This window comes from Streptomyces sp. NPDC093089 (assembly GCF_044754405.1).
Classification (GTDB): domain Bacteria; phylum Actinomycetota; class Actinomycetes; order Streptomycetales; family Streptomycetaceae; genus Streptomyces.
In genome coordinates this window covers 318,229-343,324 of record NZ_JBIVPA010000009.1, presented here as the reverse complement: position 1 = coordinate 343,324, position 25,096 = coordinate 318,229, and the positions used below count along the sequence as shown (strand labels likewise).

Sequence of the window (25,096 nt, the reverse complement as noted above, 5' to 3'; positions counted from 1 at the left end):
CGGTGCCAGGGGTTTCCCGGCCGGTGCCGGGGGCTTCCAGGCCGGTCGTGCGCGTGCCTCGTCAGCCCGCCTCGGTGGGCCGGTCCGTGAGCATGCCCCGGAGCAACTCGTCGAAACCGGTGCGCAGTTCCGCCCGGCTCGGCACGGCGGCGTGGAAGGAGCCCGCCGCGCAGGAGAACATCAGCCCCTCGCACCAGGCGATCAGCGACAGCGCGTGCCGTTCGGGCTCCGGCGAGCCGGCCGCCGCCATCATCGCGACCAGCGGGGTGTGGAAGGCCGAGCCCGCCGTGTCGAAGAAGCTGCGCAGTTCGGGGCGGCGGGTGGCCTCCAGGGCCAGCTCGTAGCGGGAGACCAGCAGGGAGCGGTGGTCGGTGAGGTAGCGGTGCAGCGCGAGCGCCAGGGCGTCGACGAGCGCGGCGCCGCCGCCGTCCGGGCCCGGCATCTCGTGCGGGGTGAGGACCTCCGACTCCCGCTGGGCCTGGCGTCGCACGGCCGTCTCCAGGAGGGCCTGGCGGGTTCGCGCATGGTTGGAGGTCGAGCCCTGCGGCAGTCCCGCGCGCTCGTCCACGGCGCGGTGGGTCAGGCCCCGCATCCCCCGCTCGACGAGGAGGGCGAGGGCGGCGTCGCCGATCCGCTCGGCGCGGGAGGCGGTGGGCTCCGGGGCCGGGGTGCCGGCGGCGGCTGGACTCATGGGGACAACCTACTACCGGCCCTTACCGGCGGAACTACAGCTGTAGTACGGTCATGCCGTCGGACTCACTACACCTGTAGTTCCCCGATCCGAGGAGCAGCCATGGAACAGCACCGCGCCGTCGTCGTCGGAGCCGGCATCGGCGGACTCACCGCCGCCGTCGCCCTGCACCAGCGCGGCTGGCGGGTCACCGTCCTCGAACGTGCCGCCGACCTCGCCCCGTCGGCGCCGGCATCGGCCTCGCCCCCAACGCCCAGCGCGCCCTCGACGTCATCGGCCTCGGCGACCGCGTCCGCACCCTCGCCGCCTGGCAGGGCGACGGCGGCATGCGGACTCCCGACGGCCGCTGGCTCGCCCGCACCGACGCCGCGGCCGCCGCGGACCGCTTCGGCGGCCCCCTGGTCCTCCTGCACCGCGCCACCCTCGTCGAGATCCTCACCTCCGCCCTCCCCGACGGAGCCGTCCGCACCGGTGCGACCGCCACCGTCACCGATCCAGGAGACGACCGCGCCCCCGCCCGCGTCACCGTCACCGGCGGCGGGACCGAGGGCCGGAGCGAACTGGCGGCCGAACTCGTCCTGGCAGCCGACGGCATCCACTCCGCGACCCGCCGGGCGCTCTTCCCCGAGCACCCCGGCCCCCGCTACTCCGGCAGCACCAGCTGGCGCGTCGTCGTCTCCGCCCCCGAACCGGCCTTCGCCCCGCACGAGACCTGGGGAGCCGGCCGGCTGTGGGGCAGCCAGCCCCTGAAGGACGGCAGGGTCTACGCGTACGCCATGGCCGTCGCCCCGGCGGGCGCCCACGCACCCGACGACGAACGGGCCGAACTCCTGCGCCTCTTCGGGGACTGGCACCACCCCGTCCCCGAGATCCTCGCCGGCGTGGACCCCGGCCGGATCCTCCGACACGACGTCCACCACCTGCCCGACCCCCTGCCGGCCTTCCACCGGGGCCGCGTGGCCCTCCTCGGCGACGCCGCCCACGCGATGATGCCGAGCCTCGGCCAGGGCGGGAACCAGGCCGTCGAGGACGCCGTCGTCCTCGCCCACCACGCCGGCGCCGGCACCGACTTCCTGCCCTCCCGCGCGCTCGCCGCCTACACCGCCGACCGGCTCCCGCGCACCACCGCCATCGTCCGCAAGGCCGCCCGCACCGGCGCCGTCACCATGCTCTCCGCCCGCCCCGCCGTCGCCCTGCGCGCCGCGCTCGTCCGCACCGTCTCCCGCTTCGGCCCCGGACTCGTCCTGCGCGGGTTCGACGGCGTCTGCGACTGGCACCCGCCCGTCGGGGCCAACGGGCCCACCGGGCAAGCGATGCGGCGCCGCGTAAGCTGACCAGCGCGAACGGCCCCTCCGACCACGGCCGGGGCCGACGGACGACGCACGACGACAAGGGAGACCCCGTGAAGGTTGGCTGCATCGGACTCGGCGACATCGCGCAGAAGGCCTACCTTCCCGTCCTCTCCGCGCTCCCCGGGGTCGAACTCCACCTCCAGACCCGCACCCGCGCGACCCTGGACCGGGTGGCCGACACCCTGCACCTGCCCGCCGAACGGCGCCACGCGGACCTCGACTCGCTGCTCGCCGCCGGACTCGACGCGGCGTTCGTCCACGCGTCCACGGCCGCCCACGCCGAGATCGCCACCCGGCTCCTGGAGGCGGGCGTCCCCACGTACGTCGACAAGCCCCTCGCCTACGACTACGCCGACTCCGAGCGGATCGTGGAGCTCGCCGAGAAGCGCTCGGTCTCCCTCGCCGTCGGCTTCAACCGGCGCCTCGCCCCCAGCTACGCCCAGTGCCTCGACCACCCGCGCGACCTGATCCTCATGCAGAAGAACCGGATCGGCCTGCCCGAGGACCCCCGCACCTTCGTCCTCGACGACTTCATCCACGTCGTCGACACCCTGCGCTTCCTCCTCCCGGGCGAGGTCGAGCACGTCGACGTGCGCGCCCGCCTCCGCGAGGGGCTCCTCCACCACATCGTGCTCCAGCTCTCCGGCGACGGCTTCACCGCCATCGGCGTGATGAACCGGATGAACGGCTCCACCGAGGAGGTCCTCGAGGTGTCCGGCCAGGACACCAAGCGCCAGGTCCTCAACATCGCCGACGTCGTCGACCACAAGGGCCAGCCGACCGTGCGCCGCCGCGGCGACTGGGTCCCCGTGGCCCGCCAGCGCGGCATCGAGCAGGCCGTCCTCGCCTTCCTCGACGCCGTGCGCGAAGGGCGGCTCCTCAGCGCCCGCGACGCCCTCCTCACCCACGAACTGTGCGAGCGCGTCGTCACCGAGGCCCTGGCCCAGGCGTCCTGAACACGCAGGAGACCCCGGCGGCGGACACCGCACCGACCACCGCGAGCGCACCGTACAAGGGCCAGTCGCCCCAGCGGACATAGGCCGTCGTCGTCCCCGACAGCGGCAGTTCGCGCACGACGACGGCACTCGCCTCGGTGCCGAGCGCCGAGCCGATCCGGCGCCCGTCGGGACCGTACGCGGCACTGATCCCGGTGAGCGTCGCGTGGACGACGGGCCGGCCCGTCTCGGCCGCCCGCAGGGCCGCGAGCGAGGCGTGCTGGGCAGGCGCCCAGCTGTCCTGGAAAGTACTGGTCGCCGACTGCACGGCCAGGAGGTCGGCGCCGTCGCGGGCCAGTCGGCGGCTCATGTCCGGGAAGGCCGACTCGAAGCAGACCAGCGGTCCGACCCGGAGCCGGGCGGCGCCCGCGGCCCGGGCCGGCAGGGACATCACCACCGGCTCGGTCCCTCGCCGCCGGTCCTCGTCGGCGGCGCGGCCGACGGACGTCACCCAGCCGAGGAGACCGCGTGCGGGGAGGTATTCGCCGAAGGGGACGAGCCGCATCTTGTCGTAGCGGTCGCCGGTGAGCCCCGCCGGGCCGACCAGGACGGCGCTCTTGTGGATGCCGGGACGGTCGGCACCCCGGGCGTCCACGTTCACCAGGAGCGGCGCGTCCACCGCGCGCGACAGAGCGGTGAGCCGGGCCGCGAGCACCGGGTCGCCCGTCGGATCGGCGCCCACTCCGCTCTCGCCCCACACGACCAGGTCGAGCGGCTGCCCCGCGAGGGAACGGGTGAGCACCTCGGCCCGCGCGAGCCGCAGCTCGGGCCCGTCGGATCCGCCGAACACCCCCGGCTGCACGAGGGCGACCCGTACCGTCCCGGTCTCGCGCGGGACCGGCACGCCCCAGAACGCCGTCCCCGCCACCAGCGCGCAGGCCGCGAGCCCCGCGACCCCGACGGAACGCGGTCCAGGCACCGCCACCAGGAGGACCACCGCCGTGTTCACGGCCACCACCAGGAGGCTCACCAGCCACACCCCGCCGACCGAGGCGAGCCGCAGCGCCGCCGGGACCTGCCACTGGCTCGCGCCGAGGAGCCCCCACGGTCCGCCGAGACCCTCCCAGGACCGGACCAGCTCGACCAGCAGCCAGCCCGAAGGCACCGCGAGCAGCGCCACGGCCGCCCGGAGCGCCGACGGGGTGTTGCTGAGCAGCGCCCGTACGAGCCACCCCCAGGGCAGCCACAGCAGGCCGAGCAGTGCGGCGACCGGCAGGAGGAACACGTGCAGGCTCGGCAGCAGCCAGTGGTGCAGGGCCAGCACGAAGCCGATGCCGCCGAACCAGCCGTCGAGACCGGCGCGGCGGGCCCCCGGTGCCGTACGGATCAGCAGCAGCCACGGCACGAGCGCCAGGTACGCCCACCACCAGAGTCCGGGAGCGGGGAAGGCGAGCGCGGGCAGGGCGCCGCAGCCGACGGCGAGTACGGAACGGCCCGCGGCGCGGCGCGCGCTCGGGCCGCTGCCGAGGCCCTCGGCACCTCCTCGGTCGCGGCCCGCGGCCTGGCCCGCGCCCCCGGCCCGGCCCGCGCCCCGGCCTCCGCGGTGGCTCCCGAACGGACCACACATGACGTGCCTCCCGTCGCTTCCTCCAGTGTCCGCGCTCCGGCACTCCAGGGGCCTGCGCGGAGCGGCCCGCGGCCCGCGAGCCGTGGAACGCCGGCGTCGTGCGTCGGGGCGTCCGGGCGTCAGCGGTGGTGGCGCCACCGTTCGTCGACGACGACCGAGTGGAGGCGCCAGCCGTCGGCGGTGCGCCGCGCCGTGAAGGCGTAGCGCCCGCCGCAGACGAAGTCCTCGCCGGAGGCGAAGCGCATCGGGTTGACGTAGTCGGCGCGGACGTCCGCCTCGTCGCCCGGCTGGGGATAGCCGTCCGGTTCCCGGAAGACGACCCGCCGGTTCACGATGAGGTGTTGGCGTACGGGGAAGAGGGGCATCGTCTCGGCGAGCCAGTCGGCCACCGCGTCGACAGGGCCCTCGATGCCGCCCGAGCCCCGGTAGTCGGCCCGGCCGTCCGGGGCGAACAACGCCCGGTAGGCGGTCCAGTCGGCGTCGTCCACGGCTGCCGCGTACCCGGATACCAGGTCGTCGACGGCGAGCCGGTCCATCACGGTCGTGAGGTCCACGCGCTGCGTCATCGGCTCAGTGTCCGGCAGCGGGGGCCCGGGGCCAAGGGGCGTGCGCGGGACGAGTTCCGGCGCGCGGTCATACTGTCCGACATGCGCGTGAACATCGATCCCGACCTGAGCGACGGCCCCTCCTTCTACCGGCTGCTCACCGCCACCGTCGTACCCCGGCCCATCGCCTGGGTCTCCACGACGTCCGCCGATGGCACGGACAACCTCGCCCCCCACTCCTTCTTCACCATCGCCTCGGTCAACCCCCCGGTCGTGCAGTTCACCTCCGTCGGCCGCAAGGACTCGCTGCGCAACGTCGAGGAGACGGGTGAGTTCGTCGTGAACCTCGCCCCCCAGGCCCTCTTCGAGCAGATCAACGCGACGGCGACGGACTTCCCGCGCGGCATGAGCGAGTTCGACGCGTGCGGGGTCGAACGCGAGCCCAGCCTGCGAGTGAAGCCGGCGCGCGTCGCCCAGTCGCCCGTCGCGCTCGAATGCGAACTCCACAGCACCCTGCGCATCGGCGACTCGACGGTCGTCTTCGGCCGCGTCGTCCACGCGGCCGTCGACGAGTCGGTCCTCGTCGACGGCCACCCCGAGATGGCGCTGATGCGGCCGCTCTCCCGCCTCGGCAAGAACGAGTGGGGCACCCTCGGCGGCATCGAGGAGATCGCCAGGGTGCCCTACCGGGCGTAGAGGGCGTTCAGGCGTCAGCCCGCGGACTCGCCCGCGTGGGGGCTGAGGGTGTCGGTGCCGACGAGGATGAAGAGGAGGATGCCGAGGAGGATGCGGTAGATCACGAAGGGCATGAAGGACTTGGTGGTGATGAACTTCATGAACCAGGCGATGACGGCGTAGCCGACGCCGAAGGCGATGAAGGTGGCGAAGATCGTCGGTCCCCAGGAGACGTGTCCTTCGCCGGCGTCCTTCAGTTCGAAGACGCCGGAGGCGAGGACCGCCGGGATCGCCAGAAGGAACGAGTAGCGGGCGGCGGCCTCGCGGGTGTAGCCCATGAGGAGGCCGCCGGAGATCGTGGCGCCGGAGCGGGAGACGCCGGGGATGAGGGCCATGGCCTGGCAGAAGCCGTAGATGAGGCCGTCCCTGACGCCGAGGTCCTTGAGCGTCTTGCGCTCGCGGACCACGCGGTGGCGGCCGCCGATCTCGTCGCGGGCGGCCAGGCGGTCGGCGACGCCGAGGACGATGCCCATGACGATCAGGGTGGTGGCGATCAGCCGCAGGTCGCGGAACGGGCCCTCGATCTGGTCCTTGAAGGTGACGCCGAGGACGCCGATCGGGATCGAGCCGACGATCACGAGCCAGCCCATCTGGGCGTCGTGGTCGGAGCGCATCGCCTTGTCGGTCAGCGAGCGGAACCAGGCCGACACGATCCGGGCGATGTCCTTGCGGAAGTAGATGAGGACAGCGGTCTCCGTGCCGATCTGGGTGATCGCGGTGAAGGCCGCCCCCGGGTCCTCCCAGCCGGCGAACGCGGCGGTGAGGCGGAGGTGCGCGCTGGAGGAGATGGGAAGGAACTCCGTCAGCCCCTGGACGAGCCCGAGGATGAACGATTCGAACCAACTCATGGGGCTAGGGCCGTCCCGTTATGTACGTGTGCGGTCAGAAGGTCGTGCGCAGCGTACCTTCCCAAGATGACGCGCCGGTGATCACCCTTCCTCCCCGCCCGTTCCGGTCTCCCCGGGGCCCGTCGTGGTCCGGCCGGGGGACCTCAGCGGGCGCTGCCCACCGGCTCCGGTTCCGGTTCAGCGGCCGGAGCCGGAACGGGGGCCGGGGCGCGCAGGCCGTGCCGCTTGCGCCAGGCCACGACCGCCCCGGCGAGAACGGAGAGGACGATGAATCCGGCCGAGAAGAGGAAGGCGGGCGAGCCGGGCGAGCCGGCCTGGGCGCCGGCGACCACGTACGCGGTGGTGTTCGGCACCGAGCCCAGCGCCGTCGCGAGCAGGAACGGCACGTACCCCATGCGGGAGACCGCCGCGCAGTAGTTGGCCGCCGCGAACGGCACGCCGGGGAACAGCCGGATCGCCAGCATCGACCGGAAGCCGTGCCGGCTCAGCTGCCCGTCCGCCGCCGTCAGCCAGCGGCCGCGCAGCAGCGGCCGCAGCGCGTCCTGGCCGAGGTACCGTCCGAGCGTGAAGGAGATGCCCGCGCCGAGCACCGTCCCCGCGACGGCGGCCGTCAGGCCGAACGCGGAGCCGAAGAGGGCGCCCGCCGCCAGGTTCAGCACCGGCCGCGGCACCAGGGCCGCCGTGCACACCCCGTACGCGAGGCCGAAGAGCAGCACCGCCCCGGCGCCGTCCGTCCGGGCCGGCCAGCCCGAGGAGAGCAGCCGCTGCGGTTCGTACAGCACCACGAGGGCCGCCGCCGTGAGCAGCAGCAGCGCGAGCAGGGAGAGCCGCGAGCGGGGCGAGAGCAGGGCCCGGGAGCAGCGGACGGCGAGGGAGCCCGGCGGCCGGGGGACGGGGGCGAGCATTCGGGGAGAGTAACGGACGCGTCCGTATGATCGCCGTAATGTGCGTCATGTCCGTCCGGGCCGCGCCCGGAGCCCGCGCCCTGACCGAGAGGGCCCCATGACCGACCACGCCGCCGTCGACCCCGTCGGCGCCCCCGGCGCCCCGGCGCCGCCCGAGGACGTCACCCCGCCCGACAGCGCCCTCGCCGACACCGTCCTGGAGCGGCTCACCGAGGTCTACCCCGCCGCCGGGAACCCCTTCCGGGCGCAGGAGATGGTCGCGTACATGAAGGGCGTGGCCCCCTTCCTCGGGGTGCGCACGCCCGAGCGCCGCGCCCTGTCCCGTACGGTCCTCGACGGCACCCCGCGCCCCGACGAGCGCGACTGCGCCGCCGTCGCCCTGCGCTGCTTCGCCCTGCCCGAGCGCGAGTACCACTACTTCGCCGTCGACTACCTGCGCCGCCACGTGAAGCGCTGCTCGTCGGGCTTCCTCCCCGTCGCCCACCGGCTCGTCACCACCGTGTCCTGGTGGGACACCGTCGACCACCTCGCCGCCCACGTCGTCGGCCCCCTCGTCGCCGCCGACCCGTCCCTCGCGGACCGCATGGACGAGTGGATCGGGGACGACGACCTCTGGGTCGCCCGCACCGCGCTCCTGCACCAGCTCCGCTTCAAGGAGGACACCGACGCCGACCGGCTCTTCTCCCACTGCCTGCGCCGCTCCGCCGACACGGACTTCTTCCTCCGCAAGGCCATCGGCTGGAGCCTGCGCGAGTACGCGAAGACCGCCCCCGCCGAAGTCCGCGCGTTCGTCGCCGCCCACGAGGCCCGGCTCTCCCCGCTCTCCGTCCGTGAGGCCCTCAAGAACCTCTGACCGGCTCATCGCGGCGACTCCCCGGGGGCGGGCGCGGAGGCGGGCAGCGGCACAATGAGGACGTGAACGAGCAGATTCCCGTCATCCGCGAGGTCGACCACGGGACCGCGCGCCTCATGCCCGACGTGGACCGGGAGCGGGCCTGGTTGCTGACGGTCGACGGCGCTCCGCAGTCGTACGTGGACCTGGACGACCCGGCGTACCTGGAGTTCGAGTACGCGCGGCGACTCGCCCATGTCGTCGACGGTGCGGCGGGCGAGGGCGAACCCCTGGACGTCCTGCACCTGGGGGGCGGGGGCCTGTCCCTGCCGCGGTACGTCGCCGTCACGCGGCCCGGCTCGTGCCAGGACGTGGTCGAGGCGGACCGGGGCCTGCTCGACCTGGTCGCCGAGCACCTGCCGCTGGCGGCTGGGTCGGGGATCACCGTGCACGGGGCGGACGCCCGGGGCTGGCTGGAGGCGGCGCCCGCGGCCTCGGCCGACGTGATCGTGGGCGACGTCTTCGGGGGTTCGCGGGTGCCCGCGCACCTCACGTCCGTGGAGTACGCGCGCGAGGTGCGGCGGGTCCTGCGGCCGGAGGGCGTCTACGCGGCCAATCTGGCCGACGGGGCGCCGTTCGCTTTCCTCCGCTCGCAGGTCGCCACCTTCGCGGCCGTCTTCCCCGAGCTGGCGCTGGTCGCCGAGCCGGCCGTGCTGCGCGGCCGCCGCTTCGGGAACGCCGTCCTGGTCGCCTCGGGCCGGGAGATCGACCTCGCGCACCTCTCCCGCAGGGTGGCGGCGGACGCCTTCCCCGCGCGCGTGGAGCACGGCGCGACCCTGGACCGGTTCAGCAGGGGCGCGGAACCGGTCAGGGACGCCGGGGCCGTACCGTCACCCGTCCCGCCGGACGGCGCGTTCGGCATCGACTGAGGCTCTCCCGGGCTCCCGGGCTCCCGGGCTCCCGGGCTCCCGGCCTCCCGGGCTCCCGGCCTCCCGGGCTCCCGGCCTCCCGGCCTCCCGGCCTCCCGGCCTCCCCGGGGTCTCCCCGGAGGAACCCCGGAGGAACCCCGGGGAGAGCCCCGGCTCAGGTGCCCTGCCGGGCGCCGGTGGTCTCGGCCGAAGCCTTCAGCGGCGCGCCGGTGGTCTCGGCGGCGGGCTCCAGCGGCGCGCCGGTGACCTCCTTCGCGTGCGGACGGCGGGTCAGGTTGCGGACGTCCGGCACCAGGAGGACGAGCGCGGTGACGAGCACCATGAGGGCCGCCGCGCCCCACAGGGCCTGGCTGCGGCCGAAGGCGGTCTCCGCGGGCCCCGCGAGCGCGGTGGACAGCGGGAGGAGGGCCGTCGAGCCGAACCAGTCGTAGGCGGAGACGCGGGACAGCTTGTCCTCCGGGATCTCCTGGTGCATGGTCGTCATCCACGAGACGCCGAAGACCTCGATGGCCATGCCGCTGACGAACATCGCGACCGTCAGCCCCGCCGCGTCCAGGGGCACGGCGAGCGCCGCCGAGGGCAGCGCGATCGGGAAGACGCACAGCGTGCCGACGAACAGGAGCCGGCGGGGCTTCCACCGGGTCATCAGGACGGCGCCCGCGACGGTCCCGACGCCGTACGCGGCGAGGGCGAGGCCCCAGGGCTGCGAGCCGCCCAGGTGGTCCCGGGCGACCAGCGGCCCGAACACCGAGTCGACCGCGCCGATCAGGGCGACCACCACCGAGAACTGGGCGACGATCGACCAGAGCCAGGGCCGGCCGATGAACTCCTGCCAGCCTTCCCGCAGATCGGCGAAGAGGCCGCCGCTCGGGGCGCGTTCCGGAATGCCCTTCACGTCGAGGAAGGCGCGGAGGCCGCCCGCCACGGCGAACGCGAGCGCGTCGATCGCGAGGACCCAGCCGGGGCCGACGAACGCGACGAGCGCGCCGCCGAGGGCGGCCCCGCCGATGCTCGCGCCGTGCATGGCCATCCGGTAGACGGCGAAGGCGCGGCTCGCCTGCTCCCCGGTGACGCTGGCCATGAGCATGCCCTCGGCCGCCGGGTTGAAGAAGGCCTGGCCGGTGCCGCAGAGCGCGGTGAGCGCCATCATCTGCCAGATCTGCGCCTGGCCGGAGAGGACGAGCGCCGCGAAGGCGGCCTGGGAGACGCAGTTGACGGCGTTGGCGGCGACCATCACCCGGTGCCGGGGGATCCGGTCCGCCACGGCGCCGCCGATGAGGAGGAAGAGGACGAGCGGGAGGAAGCGGGCCATCGCCACGAGGCCCACGTCGCCCGGGTCGCCGCCGGCGTCGAAGACCGCCCAGGTCGTGGCGATCAGCGCGCCGTTCGCGCCGAGGTTGGTCACGATCGTGGCGGCGGTCAGCAGGACGTAGTTGCGGCCCGCCCATTCGGGGCGCCGGGCGCGGGCGCGGCCGGGGGAGGCGGGGGAGTCGGCGGGATTGGTCACCCCGGGACTATCCCTGTCGCCTCCCCCTCCTGCCAAACCGATAACCGGACGGATCCGGTGGCGGGCCGTACGGGACCGCCGGGAACCCGGGGGCGAACCGCCGTGAACCCGACGCGACCGTCAGGAACCGGCGAGCCGGACCGTGGAGAGGATCTTCTGGATGGTGGCGTCGGGAAGTTCGTCCTTGACGCCGTCCGCCGCGTAGAGGACCCAGGTGCTGAAGTCGCCCGCCGCGTTCTTGAACGTGAAGGCGATCGACTTGCCGTCCGACTCGCACTTGTTGCGCTTCTTGACGTTCGGTGCCACCGCCGTCGCCACGTGCCCGGTGAGGCCGGACTCGGTGGTGTACGCCACGGGCTTGGTGATCTTGATGGTGCTCTGCGGCATGTGCTGCGCGTAACCGCCCCACACCCACGTCCCCGCCTCGCTGCGCGCCGCGTCGGCGGTGCTCTTCGCGCCCTGGCCGCCCTTGGTGCCGGCGGTGCTGAGGCCCCAGGTCTCCTCGCTGCCGTTCTTGTCGGTGTCGTAGGTGCACCACTTGCTCTTGTAGCGCGTGGGGCTGGACATGGTGACGAGCGGGGTGCCGTCGTGCTTCTTCTCGTCGTCGAAGTACGTGATCGACCCCGGCTTCATCACCTCCCACTCGGGCGGTACGTCGAAGAGGGTGCCGTACTTGGGGTTGTAGACGACCTTCCAGCCCGGGATCGTCGGCTGCTGGGCGGCGCCGTCGCGCGGGTTCTCGATCGACGGCGAGGTGCTGGGATCGGCCGTCGGGTCCGTCGGGGCGCTGGTCGTCACGGGCGGCTTCGGGTCGCCGGCGTTCGGCTTCCCGTCGTCGTCCTTGCCGAGCACCAGGTAGCCGGTGACGCCGGCGGCGACGACCACCGCCGTCGCGGCGACGATCGCCACGATCGTCGTCTGCTTCTTCTTCCCGTCACCGGGGCCGCCGGGCTGCCCCGGACCCGGTACCGCGTACTGATGCGGCGCCGTCGGCTGCTGGTACGGGTTCGGCTGTCCGTAGCCGGGCTGCTGGGCGTACCCCTGCTGCGGGTATCCCGGCTGCTGCTGCCCGTAGCCCGGCTGCGTCGGCGGCTGCTGCGGGTAGCCGGGCTGCGTCGGCGGCTGCTGGTACGGGTTGGGCTGCTGGTACCCCGACTGCTGGTAGGGGTTCTGACTCTGGTCCTGCGGGTTCTGCTCGCCCCCGGGCGGCTGCTGTCCTGGCCACATGGCCAGTAACCATAGAGGTGCGGGGGCGGCCGGACCACGAGAGGGATGGCCAAGGCTGCTACTCGTGGGTAACATCACCGGTCATGAGCGCAGACCAGATGACCGTCGGCGAGATGCTCGCCGCGACGGTTCCCATGGCCGGAACCCTCAACCTGGAGTTCCTGGAGACCACCGCCGAGCGCGCCGTCGTGCGCCTGCCGGACCAGCCCGCCTACCACAACCACGTCGGCGGCCCGCACGCCGGAGCGATGTTCACCCTGGCCGAGTCCGCCAGCGGCGCCATCGTGCTCGCCGCCTTCGGCGACCAGCTGAGCCGTGCCGTCCCGCTCGCCGTCAAGGCCGAGATCGGCTACAAGAAGCTGGCCATGGGCGTCGTCACGGCCACCGCCACCCTCGGCCGCCCCGCCGCCGAGGTGGTCGCCGAGCTCGACGCAGGACAGCGCCCGGAGTTCCCCGTGCGGATCGACATCACCCGCGAGGACGGCGCCGTCACCGGCGAGATGACCGTCGTGTGGACCCTGCGCCCGAACGCCTGACCCGGCACACCGCGCGCCGCCCCCGCACCCCGTCGGGTGCGGGGGCGGCCGCGTTCCGGGCCACCGCCCCGGAAGACCTCCCGTCACGTCCTCGGCACCGGCCGGCGGCGGCCCCGCGCCGGCGGCGCCTCCCCGGGTGACCCAGCCCTCACCCCGGGCGTCGAGGCCGGTCCGTCCCGACCGGCTAGGCTGCTGTGGCGTGCCCGACGCGGTGCACGCCGGGCCGACACGGGAGGAACCGCGTTGCACGTGCAGGAATGGCTGGAGACGATCCCTGCGGTCGCGATCTACGCACTGGTGGGCGTGGTGATCGGCCTGGAGAGCCTGGGCATCCCGCTGCCCGGCGAGATCGTGCTCGTGAGCTCGGCGCTGCTCGCCTCGCAGCACGGCGAGATCAACCCCTACGTCCTCGGCGCCTGCGCCACCGCCGGCGCGATCATCGGCGACTCGATCGGCTACGCCATCGGCCGCAAGGGCGGCCGGCCGCTCCTCGCCTGGCTCGGGAAGAAGTTCCCCAAGCACTTCAGCGAGGCCAACATCGGGCTCGCCGAGCAGTCCTTCCAGAAGTGGGGCATGTGGGCGGTCTTCTTCGGCCGCTTCGTCGCCCTGCTGCGCATCTTCGCCGGACCGCTCGCCGGCGTCCTGCACATGCCGTACTGGAAGTTCCTCATCGCCAACGTCTTCGGCGGCATCCTGTGGGCCGGCGGCACCACGGCCGTCATCTACTCGGTCGGCGTCGTCGCCGAGGCCTGGCTCAAGCGCTTCTCCTGGCTCGGCCTGGTGCTCGCCGTGCTGATCGGCATCGCCTCGATGCTGGTCGTCAAGAACCGCGCCAAGAAGGCGGCGGCGCAGCGGACCGCCACCCCCGAGGCGGAGCCGGTCCCGGTCGCGGACTGACCCAGGAACCCACGCGGCGGAGGGCGGCACCCGGTGCGGGTGCCGCCCTCCGCCGTACCGGGGCTCAGGCGTCGAAGGCCTCGGCGTGGCCCTTGGCGAGCAGCAGGTACATCTCGGCGTTCAGCTTGATGCCCTCCTTCTCCTCGTCGGTGAGCGGGCGGCGCACCTTCGCCGGTACGCCCGCCACCAGCGAGCCCGGCGGGATCTCCATCCCCTGCGGGACCAGCGCCTGGGCGGCGACCAGGGAGCCGGCGCCGATCCGGGCGCCGTTGAGGACCGTCGCGCCCATGCCGACGAGCACGTCGTCCTCGATGACGCAGCCGTGCACGGTGGCGTTGTGGCCGACGGTCACCCGGTCGCCGATGGAGACGGGGAAGCCCGGGTCGACGTGCACGGTGCTGTTGTCCTGGATGTTGGAGTCCTCGCCGATCGCGATGGGACCGCAGTCCGCGCGCAGCACGGTGTGGTACCAGACGCTGGCGCGGGCGCCGAGCGTGACCTCGCCGAGCACCACGGAGGTCGGGGCGGTGAACGCGGTCGGGTCGATCAGCGGTTCCTTGCCGCCCACACCCTTGATCAACGCCTCTGTCATGGTTCGCTCCTGATCGTCAGCCGTCGTGTCGCGCCCGGGGACACCCCCGGCCGCAGCCTATGCGGTGCTCATGACGGACATCACAGCGCACCGCACTGATCAGGCACGACGGCGCCGACTACGGTGGCCGGGTGCCCAGGAACAGAAACACGTTCTCATCCCTCGCCGCCTGGCGGCGCCGGGTCGTCGCCCGTGCCGTGCAGGGCGGCTGGCGCTGGGCGCAGCAGGCCGGCTCCGTCACCGCCGAGCACCCGGGGCGGCTGCGCTTCCGCCGGCTCGGCGCGGGCACCCGGCTGGCCTTCCCGCAGGGCACGGTCTTCGGCGAGCGGTGGATCGAGATCGGCGAGTGCTGCATCATCGCCGAGCAGGTCACGCTGACGGCGGGCATGCTGCCCGACCTCGACCTGGGCACGGAGACCGTCCTGACCCTCGGCGACGGGGTGGTCCTCGGTCGCGGCAGCCACGTCATCGCCGACACGACGGTGACCATCGGCTCGAACACGTACTGCGGCCCGTACGTCTACATCACGTCGACCAACCACAGCTACGACGACCCCGACGAGCCCATCGGCCGCCAGTGGCCGCGCTCGGAGCCGGTCTCGATCGGCCCCGGCTGCTGGCTCGGCACCGGAGCGGTGATCCTGCCGGGCGCGCGGATCGGCCGCAACGTGGTCGTCGCGGCCGGCGCGGTCGTCCGCGGCGAGGTGCCGGACCACTCGGTCGTGGCGGGCGCCCCGGCCCGGGTGGTCCGCAGCTGGGACCCCGAGAAGGGGTGGCAGCCGCCGCTGCGGACCCCGACCCCCAGGCCGATCCCGGAGGACGTGACGCCGGAACAGCTCGCCGCGCTCGCGGCGTGGGAAGCCGAACAGACGGCCACGTCCTCCCAGGGGTGACGCGGGAGGATCGCTCCTACCGGGCGGTGCGACCGGCGAACGCCTGGGCGCTCGCCAACCGCTCCGGGGCGAACGCGTCGATCGCCCCGGCCCCCTGACCGGGGGTGTCCCGCCAGGCCCGCAGCTTGCGGGCCACGCCGCGCACCTTGGGGTGGGTCGGCGCGAGGGCCAGCTCGAAGTGCGACTCCTGGGGCGAGGCCAGGTCGCCGCCCCAGGCGACGACGCCGTCCAGCTCGGCCAGGATGTCCCGCACCACGACCTGCTCGTGCGGGTACAGCCCGCCCCGTGCGCCCAGCGGGTAGGCGTACGAGCGGATGGCGATCGCCGAGCCCGACAGGTAGTTCGACTCGTGCGGCCGGCGGACGGAGCGGGACGTGGTGTGGCCCGTCACGTCCCCCGTGCGCAGTGCGTCGATCTCGTAGTGGAAGCGGCGGGCGACGTGGAGCAGGATCGTCGCCGCGTCTCCGCCGGCCAGGCGGACGGTGAGACCGCTGCCCTCGATGGGGTGCGGGGCGGCCTCTTCGAGGATCTTCCAGCCGTTGGCCGAACGGCTGCCGCGCCAGGTGGTCGGCGTCGGTTCCGGGCCGGCCTGCGCGCCCGGTACGGCGGCCGCCGCCGGGGTCAGGTCCAGGAATCCGAGTGCGGCCGCGCCGGCCACACTTCCGGCGGCGCCGAGCACACGGCGTCGGCTCAGATCGTTCATGACGTGCCCTTCTTCTCGGTACGGCTTCGGGTGACGGCCAGTCGTATCGCGTAGCCCAGGCAGAGGAGCGCCAGGGCGGGAAGCACGACCAGGGTCGGGTTCACCCAGGCCGGGACCAGGTCGTACCCCGCGTTGCACTTGTCGTGCAGCGGGAACCACTGCGTGTACTCGTCGAAGTTCGCCCTGCGGTAGGCCCGGTCGTAGGTCTGCCCCGCGTTGTGGCAGGCCTCCTCCGGGTCGAGCGACGCCCCGGCCAGGGAGCCGACGAGGTACGTGACTCCGGTCGTCACCAGCAGGAGCAGCGCGCTCCAGACGAACCAGCCGGGGCTGCGGCGCCAGGTTCCGGCGAACAGCGGACGGAGCCAGAACACGAACGCGACGAGGAGGGGGATGAGGATCGGAACGAGAAGGATCACCATGGGGCAAGCCTGCACGTCCCCCGCGGCGGCCCGGCGCTATCGCGCCACCTGCCGGCCGCCGCGGCCCTCGTGAGGTGCGTGTCTATCGGGCGGCCCCCCGTTGTGCCGCTCGCTGCGCCGCCTGCTTGCGGTAGGTGGCGAGGTTCTCCTTGAACTGGGGGGCGAAGCTGTTCTCCAGGCCGATCAGGGAGAGCTGGCGGTCGGTGAAGCCCTGGCAGAACTCGGCCAGTTTCTCCGTGCCGCCCGGCAGCAGGACGTAGTCCGCCGGGAGGGCGGCGCCGGCGCCGGTGATGAGCGCGAGCCGGGCCGCGTTGACGGTGACGTCGGAGGGACCGGCGAGGACGTCCCAGCAGCAGGCGCGGCAGTCGGTGGCGGTCACCCAGCGCTTGTCGAAGTGGCTGCGGAAGCGGGTCAGGCCGCCGCCGCCGTTGTAGTGCGCGTTCATCCAGGAGACGATGTCGCCGCCGCCGGCGACGTACTTGGCCAGCAGGTAGCCGTCGACGTCCTCGATCATGTCCGTGTAGCCGAAGCTGGACACCTTGCCGGGCACCGCGAGTTTGGCCTGGGTGAACGTGAGCGGCGAGGCGTACTCGTTCACCGAGTTCCGCCAGTCCGCCCAGAAGGTCATGATGTCGCCGCCCCAGCCGGCGATGTCGCCGCCGGTGGACTCCTTCTTCTCGGAGGGGTCGGAGTTCTCCAGGAAGCCGTTCGCCGTGGCCATCAGGTGGGTGGCGTCGAGCTCGTAGCCCGTGATGGGGTCCGTGAAGGAGTTCTGCACCGACTCGCCGCGGGCGTTGCAGTACGACACGAAGCCCTCGTCGTAGCTGTCGGCCAGCCACCACCACTGGATGCCCTGGTACTTCTCGTGACGGATGTACTCCATCACCAGGCGGCTCGCGTTGGTGCCGACGTTGTTCGCCGTCTTGTAGGCGTTGGCGTGGTTGAGGAGCCGCTGCACGTAGGCGATGTACGCGTCGGCGGGACCGCCCGTGTTGTTGACCGAGGAGACGCCGGGCTCGGCCCCGGTCCGCCAGACGTCCCGGTCCAGGTCGAAGACGTCGGACCCGTTGGTGACCTGGAACTCCTTGATCTGGTTGATGGCCCAGTTGGAGGGCAGGGGGTAGCCGAGGTTGCCGGAGAAGCCCCAGGACATGCCGGACACGAAGGAGAAGCGCGCCCCGGTCTTGGCGGTGACGTTGATACAGACGTTGCGGGAGCCGTAGACGCCGTGGAAGTACTTCTTGCCCCGGCTCGCGAGGCCGGCCACCACGCCGTTGAAGTAGGCCACGATGCCCTGCGGCTGGCCGTCGATCTCCCACTGCTGGGCGTCGTAGTCGACGGCGAAGTAGATCGTCGTGCCCCGGTTGAAGCCGTACCCGGAGGCCAGGTCGTGCGCGTTGAGGGCGTGCTGGTAGCCCTGGGTGTAGGTGAAGTCGGCGAGCTGGCGGGCGTTGTCCTGGTAGATCGGGAAGACCCGCAGGCCGGCGCTGAAGATGGTGTTCAGCTCACCGGGCTTGATCTCCTTGTCGAGAGTGGAGCCCGGCGGGTCGTACAGGTAGCGGCCGACCATGCGGTAGCCGTTGTCGAACAGCCAGCGGGCCCGGGAGGCGGTGATCTCGAACCGGGTGTCCGAAGCGGTCGCCGCGCGGTCCGCGTTGCCCATGGACACCAGCAGCTGGGACCAGGTGTCGAACTCGCCCACGCCGTAGTTGGCGTCGCCCTGCTTGTACAGCTGGGAGAACACCTGGAAGATCTGGACGAACTCCTTCGTCTTCGAGTCGAAGGTGCTCTTGAAGGTGGTCCGGACCTCCTGGTCGTCGAGGCCGCGCAGGATCACCGGCTCGTTGAAGACGCAGGCGGCGGTGAAGAGCTCGACGAAGATGCCGGTGCTGCCCTCGCGCACGGTGCGGGACTTCAGTCCGGCCTGCGTGCCGGGGCCGAAGTTGCCGTTGGGGGTGAGGCCCAGTTCGTACTGGATGGCGATCACCAGGGACTTCTGCACGTCCCGGGAGTAGATGCCGTCGCACGGGCCGATCGAGTAGGCGTCGCGCTGCCAGTAGCGGCTGTTGAGCCACTGCTGGATGCTCCGGATCTTCTCGGTGCCGCCGGCCACGACGACGTACGCGTCCATGTTGAGGATGCACTTGAAGATCTTCGGCGTGACGGTGCCGCCCGCGGTGCCCGTGCCGCCGTCCGGGAGGCCCATGTTGACACGGAGGGACTTGACCGCCTCGGTGGTGACGGCGCCGAACTCGCCGAAGCCGTTGGCGCCCCAGTAACCCTTGCAGAACAGGCCGTGCTGGATGATCCGCACGATGTTGGAGTTCTTGTTCCAGCCGAACCCGATGTCGCCGAGGGCCGTGAGCTTGGACATCGTGGTGGGGCCGAAGCTCGCCACCACCGGAGTGATGCCCAGCTCGTGCTGGAGGCCCATGATCAGGGAGTTCATGGTCGACCAGCCGGTTCTGCCGTCCTCGGGGCACCGTACGTAGCCGGCCACCGCGCCGTACGTCGCGTTGACCCATTTCTGGGCGTCAAGCACCTTCTCGTCCGCCACTGCATTCCCCCACTGTTCTCTGCCGGTGCCCGGTCGCCATGCGTCGCGACCTCGGTCGGCAGTACTGGAAAGAGCCAGGTGAACCTAAGCCGGTTGCCGCGCGGCTGCAAAGGGGATTCGGCCGCCGTGGCGCTCTTTCAGCTCTCTTTTTCCGCCGAGGAGTTGAGGACCGACCGGGACCGGAAGGGGGGCTGTTCGGCCAGCCGCCGAGCGCGGCCGGGACGTCCGGCCTCCGAGGCCCGGGGGCGCCCCGATGTCGTCGGGGGTGGGGGTGCGGGCGGGTGCCGCGCACGCGTCACGGCGCCGGGTGCGGGCAGGGTTCAGGCCACACCCCGGCGGAGCGCGAGAGCGGGAGAAGAGAACGAGAAGTGCCAGTTCTGTGCGGTGTGACGTTGGTCACGCCGGGATCGTGGAGGGGGGATCGTGGAGTGGGGGCGGCCGCTCAGGCCGCGACCAGCAGGACCGTGCCGCCCAGGGCGAGGAGCGCACCGACGGCCTGGATCGAGCGGAGGCGCTCCTTGAGGACCGCGAAGGCCGCGAAGGCCGTGACGACGGGGTAGAGGCTGGCGAGGACGGCGGCGAGGGCGACCGGGCCCTGCTGGGCGGCGACGGCGTACGTGCCGTTGGCGGCGACGTCGGCGAGGCCGACGAACGCGAGGGCCGGCAGGGCCGCGCGGACGACCCCGGGGCCGCCCTCGGGCAGGGTCCGGCCGCCGCGCCTCACCGACGCGTACAGGGCGCCGCCGCCGACCAGGACGTTGGTGACGCGCTGGACGAACAGGGCGAGGAAGAGGCCGGTCAGGGTCGTGGAGGCCTCGGCGATGAGCGCCATGACCGAGCCGAAGCCGAAGGCCGCTACCAGGGTCAGCAGGACCGCCCGGCGCTGGACGGGCGCCCCGCGCAGTTCGGGGCCGCCGGCGAGCACGACGCCGAGGACGGCCACGCCGATGCCGGCGAACTGGAGCGCCCCCGGCCGGTCGCCGAGGAGGAGGCCCGCGGAGACCGGGACGGCCACGCCGAGCGAGCCGAGCGGTGAGACGACGCCCATGGGGCCGAGTGCGAGCGCCTTGTAGAAGGCGAGCATGGCCGCCGGGCCGACGATGCCGGCCCCGACGGCGTACCAGAGTCGCGGTCCGGCCTCGGTCCAGGCGCCGGTGGCGAGGACGATCGCGCCGAGGACGAGGACCGCGAGGACCTGGGAGGCGACGACCACCGTGAGGGCGGGGATCCGGCGCGTGAGCAGTCCGCCGCCGAAGTCGGCGAGGCCCCAGAGCAGGCTGGTGGCCAGGGCGAACAGGGCGGTCATGGATCCTCGCAGTCGCGTACGGCGGGACGCAGTACAGTGCAGTGAACAATGGGGTGCAGCCCACCGTAGTTCAGTCTATTGAACTCTGTCATCCAAAATATTGGACGGGAATGTGTCGGACCTCGACCAGCTCACGCAGTCGCTCGCCCGGAACCTGAAGCGCTGGCGCAAGGAGCGGGGCTTCACCCTGGACGCGCTCGCCGCACGGGCGGGCGTCAGCCGGGGCATGATCATCCAGATCGAGCAGGCCCGGACGAACCCCAGCGTGGGCACCACGGTCAAGCTGGCCGACGCGCTCGGCGTCTCCATCACGACCCTCCTCGACTACGAGCAGGGCCCCCAGGTCCGGCTCGTCCCGCCCGGCCAGGCCGTCCGCATGTGGTCCACCTCCACGGGCAGCCACACCACCCTGCTCGTCGGCACCGAGGCCCGCGGCCCGCTGGAACTCTGGTCCTGGACCCTCATGCCCGGCGACGGCAGCGCCTCCGACCCGCACCCGGACGGCACGACCGAACTCCTGCACGTCACCGCCGGGGTCCTCACCCTCGTCGTGGACGGCGAGGAGCACACGCTGCCGACCGGCACCTCCGCCGTCTTCGAGGCGAACGTGGCGCACGTCTACCGCAACGACGGCGACGAACCCGCCGAGATGACGATGGCCGTCTCCATCCCGCCCGTACGCTGAGACGCCCGCCCGCCGCCCGCCCCGGGCCGTTAGCGTGGCGCGCATGCGCGCACCCATCGGAGACTTCACCGACGCCCGGCCCGCCCCCGACGTCCTCGACCTGCTGGCCGACCCCGTCGCCGCCGCCGTCCGCGCCTGGACGGGCCCCGTCCCGGCCGAGCGACTGCTGTACGTGGACACCGACCCGGCCATCGCCGACACCGCCGTCTTCGTGGAGCACCACGGCCCCGACCTGCTCGACGCGTCCGCCAACTGCGTGGTCGTCGCGGGCAAGCGGGGCGAGACGACCACGCTCGCCGCGTGCGTGGTGAAGTCGGCGACGAGGGTCGACGTGAACGGCGTCGTCCGCAGGCACCTCGGCGCCCGCAAGGCCTCCTTCGCCCCGGCGGACACCGCGACCGGCGAGACCGGCATGGAGTACGGGGGCATCACCCCCGTCGGCCTCCCGGCCGCCTGGCCCCTCCTCGTGGACGCCGCCGTCGTCGACACCCCGTGGGTCCTCGTCGGCAGCGGCCGCCGCCGCGGCAAGCTCATCCTGCCGGGCAAGGCGCTCGCCCAACTGCCCGGCGCGATCGTCCTGGAGGGACTCGGCGTCCCCGTCGGCTGACCCGGAAGGCGCTCCGCGGGGTCGTACGGGGGACGGCACGGCGACGGCCCCGCCGAGCGCCGGTCGGGCGCGGGCGGGGCCGTCCACCACCGGTCAGCCGAGGCGCGGGATCTCGATCGCGGGGCAGCGGTCCATGACCATGTCGAGGCCCGCCGCGCGGGTGCGGGCGAAGGCCTCGTCGTCGATGACGTCCAGCTGGAACCAGACCGCCTTGGCGCCGATCGCCACCGCCTCGTCGGCGATCCCGCCCGCCTGGTCGCTGTTCACGAACACGTCGACGACGTCCACCGGGAACGGGATGTCGGCGAGGGAGGCGTAGCCCTGCTCGCCGTGGACCGTCTCCGCCTTCGGATGGACCGGGACGATCCGCTTGCCGAAGCGCTGGAGGACCGCCGCCACGCCGTACGCGGCCCGCGCCCGGTTGGAGGAGAGCCCCACCACCGCCCAGGTGTCGCCGGTGGACGTCAGGATCCGCCGTACCGTCTCCGCCGCGGAGTACCCGCTCGGTTCCGCGGTCGCTGTGTCGACACTCATCGCTCCTGCTCCCTTTCCTCGGTGCGGCCCGTCCCCGAGGTGAACGAGCCGCGCCGCGCGGTGATTCCCGCCGGGACCTTCAGGCGTCCCAGGCGCGCCGTTCGGCCTCGCGCGGTGCCTCGACCAGGGACGGAGCGCCCGGGCCGAAGGCCATGACCGGCCGGGCGGGATCCCAGGCGCGCCAGCCGGGGTCTCCGGTCGCGGCGAAGGCCACCCAGGCGGCGTGCATCGCGGTCGCCAGAGCCTGGGGAGCGTCCGGGCCCGTCAGCGCGCGCGTCTCCGGCAGGTCGAGCGTGTCGAAGACGAAGCCGAGCTCCAGCGCGTGACAGGCGCCGAGGCCGAGGACCGGGGAGCGCCAGCCGAACTCGTACAGGTGCGTGCCCCCGGGCGCGCCGGAGCGCAGCCGGGCGTCCGCGAGCCGGTTCAGCGGGATCCGCAGCAGCTTGTCCGTCGCGAGCGCGCCGAGCACCTCGCCGGGCTTCTCCCGCGCACGGCCCGCCCGGTACACCCGGGCCGTGCGCGACGGCACCCCCGTCCTCCACAGCACGAGCCGCTGCGCGAGGGGCCCCACCCGGTCGACGACCCCGCCCGGCACGAACCAGAGCCGGTACTCCTCGGTGGTCGTGCCCATGAGGACGTCCACCCCGGCCGAGGCCCCGGCCGCGAGTGCCTCCGCCGGATCGCGCGGCAGGACCTCGCCGTCCACGGCGATCTGGAAGGAGTGCCCGCCCGCCAGCGGCGAGCCCTTGCCGGTCACCTCCGTCTGCGCCGCGAGCAGGCGCTCCAGGTCCACGCGCGCGAGTGCCTCCGCCGTCGCCGGCACCTTCAGCCGGGCGGCCACCGCCTCCGTGGTCCGGCGCGCCCGGTCGAGCGGCAGCGCCATCGGGGCGCCGCTCTGCAGCACCGCCCGCCGGAACAGGCCCTCGGCGAGCGGCGACGCGAGCAGCGCGGCGATCGAGATCGCGCCCGCCGACTCGCCGAACACCGTCACCCGCTCCGGATCGCCGCCGAAGGCCGCGATGTTCTCCCGCACCCAGGCGAGCGCGGCGATCTGGTCGCGCAGGCCCAGATCGGCGGGCGCGTCGGGGAACACCCCGAACCCCTCCACGCCGAGCCGGTAGTTGAGCGAGACGAGCACCACGCCGTCGCGGGCGAACGCGGTGCCGTCGTAGACGGGGACCGACGAGGAGCCGTGGATCAGGGACCCGCCGTGGATCCAGACCATCACCGGCCGCCCGCCCTCCGGTGCGGCCGGTGTCGAAACCTCCCACGGAGCCCACACGTTGAGGTTCAGGCAGCCGTCGCCCGCGACCGCGGGGTCGGGCAGCAGCGCGTCCAGCGGCGGGGCGTACGGGCGCTTGGGCGCCGTCGGCCCGAACGCCGTGGCCTCCCGCACCCCGTCCCAGGGCCCGATCGGCTCCGGGGCCCGGAAACGCAACCCGCCCACGGGCGGCCGGGCGTAGGGGACGCCGAGGAAGGCGGCCACCCCGTCCTTCAGGGAACCGCGCAGCACCCCGCCGCGCGTGCGGGCCTCGGGACCGTACTCCGACATCGATTCAGGCCCTTCTCACGGTCGACGGTGACGCGAAGGGACGACGGGGCCAGGGCCCCGTCCGGAAGGCGGCGCGTCGCCGGACCCTCCGGGCAGGGCCCGGCCCCGCGCCACCAGTGCGCGCTTGAGGACCTTGCCCGTCGGGCCGAGCGGCAACGCGTCGACGAAGCGCACGATCCGGGGGTACTTGTGGCGGCCGAGCCGCTCGCGGGACCAGTCGACGAGCTCGTCCTCGGAGAGCGGGGCGGCGTTCTCCCGGCGCACCACCACCGCGCACACCTCCTCGCCCTTCGCCTCGTCGGGGACGCCGATCACCGCGACCTCCGCGACCGACGGATGGCGGACGAGCACCTCCTCGACCTCGCGCGGGTAGATGTTGAAGCCGCCGCGGATCACCAGGTCCTTCTTGCGGTCCACGATCCGCAGGAAGCCGTCCTCGTCGCGGGCGCCGAGGTCGCCCGTGCGGAACCAGCCGTCGACGACCGCCGCGGCCGTCGCCTCCGGGTCGTCGAGGTACCCGGCGAACACGTTGTGCCCGCGCACCACGACCTCGCCGACCTCGCCGTCCGCGAGCAGCCGGACCTCCCCGTCGACGGCCGCGTCCGCGACGCCCACCTCGACGCCCCACACCGGATGCCCGACCGTCCCCGGCCGGCGGCCCAGGTGCGGCTGGTTGAAGGTGGCGACCGGCGAGGTCTCCGTCAGGCCGTACCCCTCCAGGACCTGGGTGCGGAAGGCTTCCTCGAAGCGTTCCAGGACGGCCACCGGAAGCGCCGCACCGCCCGACACGGCGGCGCGCAGGGCCGCGGGCCGCAGCTCCGAGGCCGCCGCGGCCTCCACCAGGGCGTGGTACATCGTGGGCACGCCCATGAAGACCGTCACGCCCTCGTCGGCGAGCACCCGGAGTGCCGCGGGACCGCTGAACCGGGGCATGAGCACCAGCGTCGCGCCCTGCCGGAACGTGCCGTTCATCGCGCAGGTCTGGCCGTAGCTGTGGAACAGCGGCAGACAGCCGAGGACCACGTCGCCGACGCCCAGGCCGAGCAGGTCCTGCGAGGTCACGGAGGCGTTCATGACGATGTTGAGGTGCGTGAGCAGGGCGCCCTTGGGGCGGCCCGTCGTGCCGCTGGTGTAGAGGACCACGGCGATGTCGGACGGCCCGGCCGGCTCCGGCGCGGCCAGCGGCTCCGCGGCCGCCGGCGCCCCCTGGAAGGCGCGCACCCCGGCGGCCCGCGCCGCCTCGTCGGCCACCGCCCAGAGCGGCCCCCCGCTCACGATGCCGACCGCGCCGCTGTGTTCGAGGACGTACCGCACCTCGTCGGCGACGAGCAGCGCGTGCACCGGCACCACCGTCGCGCCGGCGGCGAGGGCCCCGTAGTAGACGCGCAGGAACTCGGTCGTGTTCGGCAGCAGCACGGCCAGCCGGTCGCCCGGCTCCACCCCGGCCTCCCGCAGCCCCGCGGCGCAGCGCAGCGCCTCCGTCCACAGCTCCCCGTAGGCGAGCCGGGTCGTTCCCTCGACCACCGCGATCCGGTCGGGGAAGTGGCGGGCGGACTCGCCCAGCACACCGGCGACGCTCAGTGACATGACACGCTCCAGGGGCACGGAGTGGACGACGCCCCGGCACCGCTCGGGAGGACGCGGAGGCGACGGCGCCGTCGGCCATCGGCTGACACCGCACA

The 25,096-nt window shown here is 73.4% G+C and carries 24 protein-coding genes and 1 pseudogene; 10 read left to right on the top strand and 15 right to left on the bottom strand.

What is annotated here, in order from left to right; translation table 11 throughout:
- Positions 1 to 61: 61 nt before the first annotated feature.
- On the bottom strand, positions 62 to 691 hold the full coding sequence (locus tag ACIQFX_RS22990) for a TetR/AcrR family transcriptional regulator (protein ID WP_402466353.1): 630 nt from the start codon (positions 689 to 691) through the stop codon (positions 62 to 64).
- Positions 692 to 793: 102 nt separating this feature from the next.
- On the opposite strand from ACIQFX_RS22990, the pseudogene ACIQFX_RS22985 reads away from it, so the two are divergent.
- Positions 794 to 2,025: pseudogene (locus ACIQFX_RS22985) on the top strand (FAD-dependent monooxygenase).
- A gap of 68 nt (positions 2,026 to 2,093) precedes the next feature.
- On the top strand, positions 2,094 to 2,999 hold the full coding sequence (locus ACIQFX_RS22980; protein WP_402466350.1) for a Gfo/Idh/MocA family protein: 906 nt from the start codon (positions 2,094 to 2,096) through the stop codon (positions 2,997 to 2,999).
- On the opposite strand, the gene lnt is transcribed toward ACIQFX_RS22980, so the two are convergent.
- Complete coding sequence (lnt, locus tag ACIQFX_RS22975) at positions 2,971 to 4,605, bottom strand: apolipoprotein N-acyltransferase (protein WP_402466347.1); 1,635 nt, start codon at positions 4,603 to 4,605, stop codon at positions 2,971 to 2,973. The genes ACIQFX_RS22980 and lnt overlap by 29 nt on opposite strands.
- 119 nt (positions 4,606 to 4,724) lie before the next feature.
- Positions 4,725 to 5,171, bottom strand: coding sequence for a nuclear transport factor 2 family protein (locus tag ACIQFX_RS22970; RefSeq protein ID WP_402466345.1), 447 nt, complete (start codon positions 5,169 to 5,171; stop codon positions 4,725 to 4,727).
- A gap of 81 nt (positions 5,172 to 5,252) precedes the next feature.
- Between ACIQFX_RS22970 and ACIQFX_RS22965 the strand changes: the two genes are divergently transcribed.
- The gene (locus ACIQFX_RS22965) at positions 5,253 to 5,846 is read left to right on the top strand and encodes a flavin reductase family protein (protein WP_033201839.1); all 594 of its coding nucleotides are present in this window, start codon (positions 5,253 to 5,255) and stop codon (positions 5,844 to 5,846) included.
- Positions 5,847 to 5,860: 14 nt separating this feature from the next.
- Here the strand turns inward: ACIQFX_RS22965 and ACIQFX_RS22960 are convergent, their stop codons facing one another.
- Positions 5,861 to 6,733, bottom strand: a complete 873-nt coding sequence (locus ACIQFX_RS22960; RefSeq protein WP_402466342.1) for an undecaprenyl-diphosphate phosphatase — start codon at positions 6,731 to 6,733, stop codon at positions 5,861 to 5,863.
- A gap of 143 nt (positions 6,734 to 6,876) precedes the next feature.
- Positions 6,877 to 7,638 (bottom strand): TVP38/TMEM64 family protein, encoded by a 762-nt coding sequence (locus ACIQFX_RS22955; protein ID WP_402466340.1) that lies wholly within the window; start codon positions 7,636 to 7,638, stop codon positions 6,877 to 6,879.
- A gap of 97 nt (positions 7,639 to 7,735) precedes the next feature.
- Here ACIQFX_RS22955 and ACIQFX_RS22950 point away from each other — a divergent pair, with 97 nt between their 5' ends.
- Both ACIQFX_RS22950 and ACIQFX_RS22945 read left to right on the top strand, forming a co-directional pair.
- Positions 7,736 to 8,491 (top strand): DNA alkylation repair protein, encoded by a 756-nt coding sequence (locus ACIQFX_RS22950; protein WP_402466337.1) that lies wholly within the window; start codon positions 7,736 to 7,738, stop codon positions 8,489 to 8,491.
- Positions 8,492 to 8,553: 62 nt separating this feature from the next.
- Complete coding sequence (locus ACIQFX_RS22945; protein ID WP_402466334.1) at positions 8,554 to 9,399, top strand: spermidine synthase; 846 nt, start codon at positions 8,554 to 8,556, stop codon at positions 9,397 to 9,399.
- A 154-nt stretch (positions 9,400 to 9,553) separates the two neighbouring features.
- Here ACIQFX_RS22945 and ACIQFX_RS22940 read toward each other — a convergent pair whose 3' ends face one another.
- Together ACIQFX_RS22940 and ACIQFX_RS22935 are read right to left on the bottom strand one after the other, a co-directional pair.
- Entirely contained in the window at positions 9,554 to 10,906 is a 1,353-nt protein-coding gene (locus tag ACIQFX_RS22940) for an MFS transporter (protein ID WP_402466332.1), read from the bottom strand.
- 120 nt (positions 10,907 to 11,026) lie between these two features.
- The gene (locus tag ACIQFX_RS22935) at positions 11,027 to 12,133 is read right to left on the bottom strand and encodes a hypothetical protein (RefSeq protein WP_402466330.1); all 1,107 of its coding nucleotides are present in this window, start codon (positions 12,131 to 12,133) and stop codon (positions 11,027 to 11,029) included.
- Positions 12,134 to 12,231: 98 nt separating this feature from the next.
- Here ACIQFX_RS22935 and ACIQFX_RS22930 point away from each other — a divergent pair, with 98 nt between their 5' ends.
- Both ACIQFX_RS22930 and ACIQFX_RS22925 read left to right on the top strand, forming a co-directional pair.
- On the top strand, positions 12,232 to 12,669 hold the full coding sequence (locus tag ACIQFX_RS22930; protein WP_030214413.1) for a DUF4442 domain-containing protein: 438 nt from the start codon (positions 12,232 to 12,234) through the stop codon (positions 12,667 to 12,669).
- 243 nt (positions 12,670 to 12,912) lie between these two features.
- Positions 12,913 to 13,566: a DedA family protein gene (locus ACIQFX_RS22925; protein ID WP_402466328.1), complete on the top strand. Its 654-nt coding sequence runs from the start codon at positions 12,913 to 12,915 to the stop codon at positions 13,564 to 13,566.
- 64 nt (positions 13,567 to 13,630) lie between these two features.
- Here ACIQFX_RS22925 and ACIQFX_RS22920 read toward each other — a convergent pair whose 3' ends face one another.
- Positions 13,631 to 14,158, bottom strand: coding sequence for a gamma carbonic anhydrase family protein (locus ACIQFX_RS22920; RefSeq protein ID WP_402466326.1), 528 nt, complete (start codon positions 14,156 to 14,158; stop codon positions 13,631 to 13,633).
- 131 nt (positions 14,159 to 14,289) lie between these two features.
- Between ACIQFX_RS22920 and ACIQFX_RS22915 the strand changes: the two genes are divergently transcribed.
- Entirely contained in the window at positions 14,290 to 15,051 is a 762-nt protein-coding gene (locus ACIQFX_RS22915) for an acyltransferase (RefSeq protein WP_402466324.1), read from the top strand.
- A 16-nt stretch (positions 15,052 to 15,067) separates the two neighbouring features.
- Here the strand turns inward: ACIQFX_RS22915 and ACIQFX_RS22910 are convergent, their stop codons facing one another.
- The 4 genes from ACIQFX_RS22910 to ACIQFX_RS22895 all read right to left on the bottom strand — a co-directional run bounded on the left by ACIQFX_RS22910 (position 15,068) and on the right by ACIQFX_RS22895 (position 20,036).
- Positions 15,068 to 15,754, bottom strand: a complete 687-nt coding sequence (locus ACIQFX_RS22910) for a hypothetical protein (RefSeq protein WP_402466321.1) — start codon at positions 15,752 to 15,754, stop codon at positions 15,068 to 15,070.
- The gene (locus tag ACIQFX_RS22905; protein ID WP_402466318.1) at positions 15,751 to 16,173 is read right to left on the bottom strand and encodes a hypothetical protein; all 423 of its coding nucleotides are present in this window, start codon (positions 16,171 to 16,173) and stop codon (positions 15,751 to 15,753) included. The genes ACIQFX_RS22910 and ACIQFX_RS22905 overlap by 4 nt, the downstream gene beginning before the upstream one ends.
- Before the next feature lie 82 nt (positions 16,174 to 16,255).
- Positions 16,256 to 18,730, bottom strand: a complete 2,475-nt coding sequence (locus tag ACIQFX_RS22900; protein ID WP_402466316.1) for a glycoside hydrolase domain-containing protein — start codon at positions 18,728 to 18,730, stop codon at positions 16,256 to 16,258.
- Positions 18,731 to 19,172: 442 nt separating this feature from the next.
- Positions 19,173 to 20,036, bottom strand: a complete 864-nt coding sequence (locus ACIQFX_RS22895) for a DMT family transporter (protein WP_402466313.1) — start codon at positions 20,034 to 20,036, stop codon at positions 19,173 to 19,175.
- Between the two features lie 112 nt (positions 20,037 to 20,148).
- Between ACIQFX_RS22895 and ACIQFX_RS22890 the strand changes: the two genes are divergently transcribed.
- Both ACIQFX_RS22890 and ACIQFX_RS22885 read left to right on the top strand, forming a co-directional pair.
- The gene (locus tag ACIQFX_RS22890) at positions 20,149 to 20,721 is read left to right on the top strand and encodes a helix-turn-helix domain-containing protein (protein WP_402466310.1); all 573 of its coding nucleotides are present in this window, start codon (positions 20,149 to 20,151) and stop codon (positions 20,719 to 20,721) included.
- A gap of 43 nt (positions 20,722 to 20,764) precedes the next feature.
- Complete coding sequence (locus ACIQFX_RS22885; RefSeq protein WP_402466308.1) at positions 20,765 to 21,328, top strand: YbaK/EbsC family protein; 564 nt, start codon at positions 20,765 to 20,767, stop codon at positions 21,326 to 21,328.
- A gap of 93 nt (positions 21,329 to 21,421) precedes the next feature.
- Here the strand turns inward: ACIQFX_RS22885 and ACIQFX_RS22880 are convergent, their stop codons facing one another.
- The 3 genes from ACIQFX_RS22880 to ACIQFX_RS22870 all read right to left on the bottom strand — a co-directional run bounded on the left by ACIQFX_RS22880 (position 21,422) and on the right by ACIQFX_RS22870 (position 25,001).
- Positions 21,422 to 21,862 carry a CoA-binding protein gene (locus ACIQFX_RS22880; protein ID WP_402466306.1) on the bottom strand — a complete coding sequence of 147 codons (441 nt, stop codon included), beginning with the start codon at positions 21,860 to 21,862 and terminating at the stop codon, positions 21,422 to 21,424.
- A gap of 79 nt (positions 21,863 to 21,941) precedes the next feature.
- The gene (locus ACIQFX_RS22875) at positions 21,942 to 23,414 is read right to left on the bottom strand and encodes a carboxylesterase/lipase family protein (protein WP_402466303.1); all 1,473 of its coding nucleotides are present in this window, start codon (positions 23,412 to 23,414) and stop codon (positions 21,942 to 21,944) included.
- 15 nt (positions 23,415 to 23,429) lie between these two features.
- Positions 23,430 to 25,001, bottom strand: coding sequence for a long-chain fatty acid--CoA ligase (locus ACIQFX_RS22870; RefSeq protein ID WP_402466300.1), 1,572 nt, complete (start codon positions 24,999 to 25,001; stop codon positions 23,430 to 23,432).
- Positions 25,002 to 25,096: the final 95 nt, after the last annotated feature.

Coding starts and splice junctions, on each gene's coding strand:
- ACIQFX_RS22895 (WP_402466313.1), bottom strand. CDS start 20,036: ATGACCGCCCTGTTCGCCCTGGCCACCAGCCTGCTCTGGGGCCTCGCC.
- ACIQFX_RS22910 (WP_402466321.1), bottom strand. CDS start 15,754: ATGAACGATCTGAGCCGACGCCGTGTGCTCGGCGCCGCCGGAAGTGTG.
- ACIQFX_RS22885 (WP_402466308.1), top strand. CDS start 20,765: ATGCGCGCACCCATCGGAGACTTCACCGACGCCCGGCCCGCCCCCGAC.
- ACIQFX_RS22875 (WP_402466303.1), bottom strand. CDS start 23,414: ATGTCGGAGTACGGTCCCGAGGCCCGCACGCGCGGCGGGGTGCTGCGC.
- ACIQFX_RS22935 (WP_402466330.1), bottom strand. CDS start 12,133: ATGTGGCCAGGACAGCAGCCGCCCGGGGGCGAGCAGAACCCGCAGGAC.
- ACIQFX_RS22920 (WP_402466326.1), bottom strand. CDS start 14,158: ATGACAGAGGCGTTGATCAAGGGTGTGGGCGGCAAGGAACCGCTGATC.
- ACIQFX_RS22990 (WP_402466353.1), bottom strand. CDS start 691: ATGAGTCCAGCCGCCGCCGGCACCCCGGCCCCGGAGCCCACCGCCTCC.
- ACIQFX_RS22970 (WP_402466345.1), bottom strand. CDS start 5,171: ATGACGCAGCGCGTGGACCTCACGACCGTGATGGACCGGCTCGCCGTC.
- ACIQFX_RS22905 (WP_402466318.1), bottom strand. CDS start 16,173: ATGGTGATCCTTCTCGTTCCGATCCTCATCCCCCTCCTCGTCGCGTTC.
- ACIQFX_RS22930 (WP_030214413.1), top strand. CDS start 12,232: ATGACCGTCGGCGAGATGCTCGCCGCGACGGTTCCCATGGCCGGAACC.
- ACIQFX_RS22955 (WP_402466340.1), bottom strand. CDS start 7,638: ATGCTCGCCCCCGTCCCCCGGCCGCCGGGCTCCCTCGCCGTCCGCTGC.
- ACIQFX_RS22880 (WP_402466306.1), bottom strand. CDS start 21,862: ATGAGTGTCGACACAGCGACCGCGGAACCGAGCGGGTACTCCGCGGCG.
- ACIQFX_RS22960 (WP_402466342.1), bottom strand. CDS start 6,733: ATGAGTTGGTTCGAATCGTTCATCCTCGGGCTCGTCCAGGGGCTGACG.
- ACIQFX_RS22965 (WP_033201839.1), top strand. CDS start 5,253: ATGCGCGTGAACATCGATCCCGACCTGAGCGACGGCCCCTCCTTCTAC.
- ACIQFX_RS22950 (WP_402466337.1), top strand. CDS start 7,736: ATGACCGACCACGCCGCCGTCGACCCCGTCGGCGCCCCCGGCGCCCCG.
- ACIQFX_RS22870 (WP_402466300.1), bottom strand. CDS start 25,001: ATGTCACTGAGCGTCGCCGGTGTGCTGGGCGAGTCCGCCCGCCACTTC.
- lnt (WP_402466347.1), bottom strand. CDS start 4,605: ATGTGTGGTCCGTTCGGGAGCCACCGCGGAGGCCGGGGCGCGGGCCGG.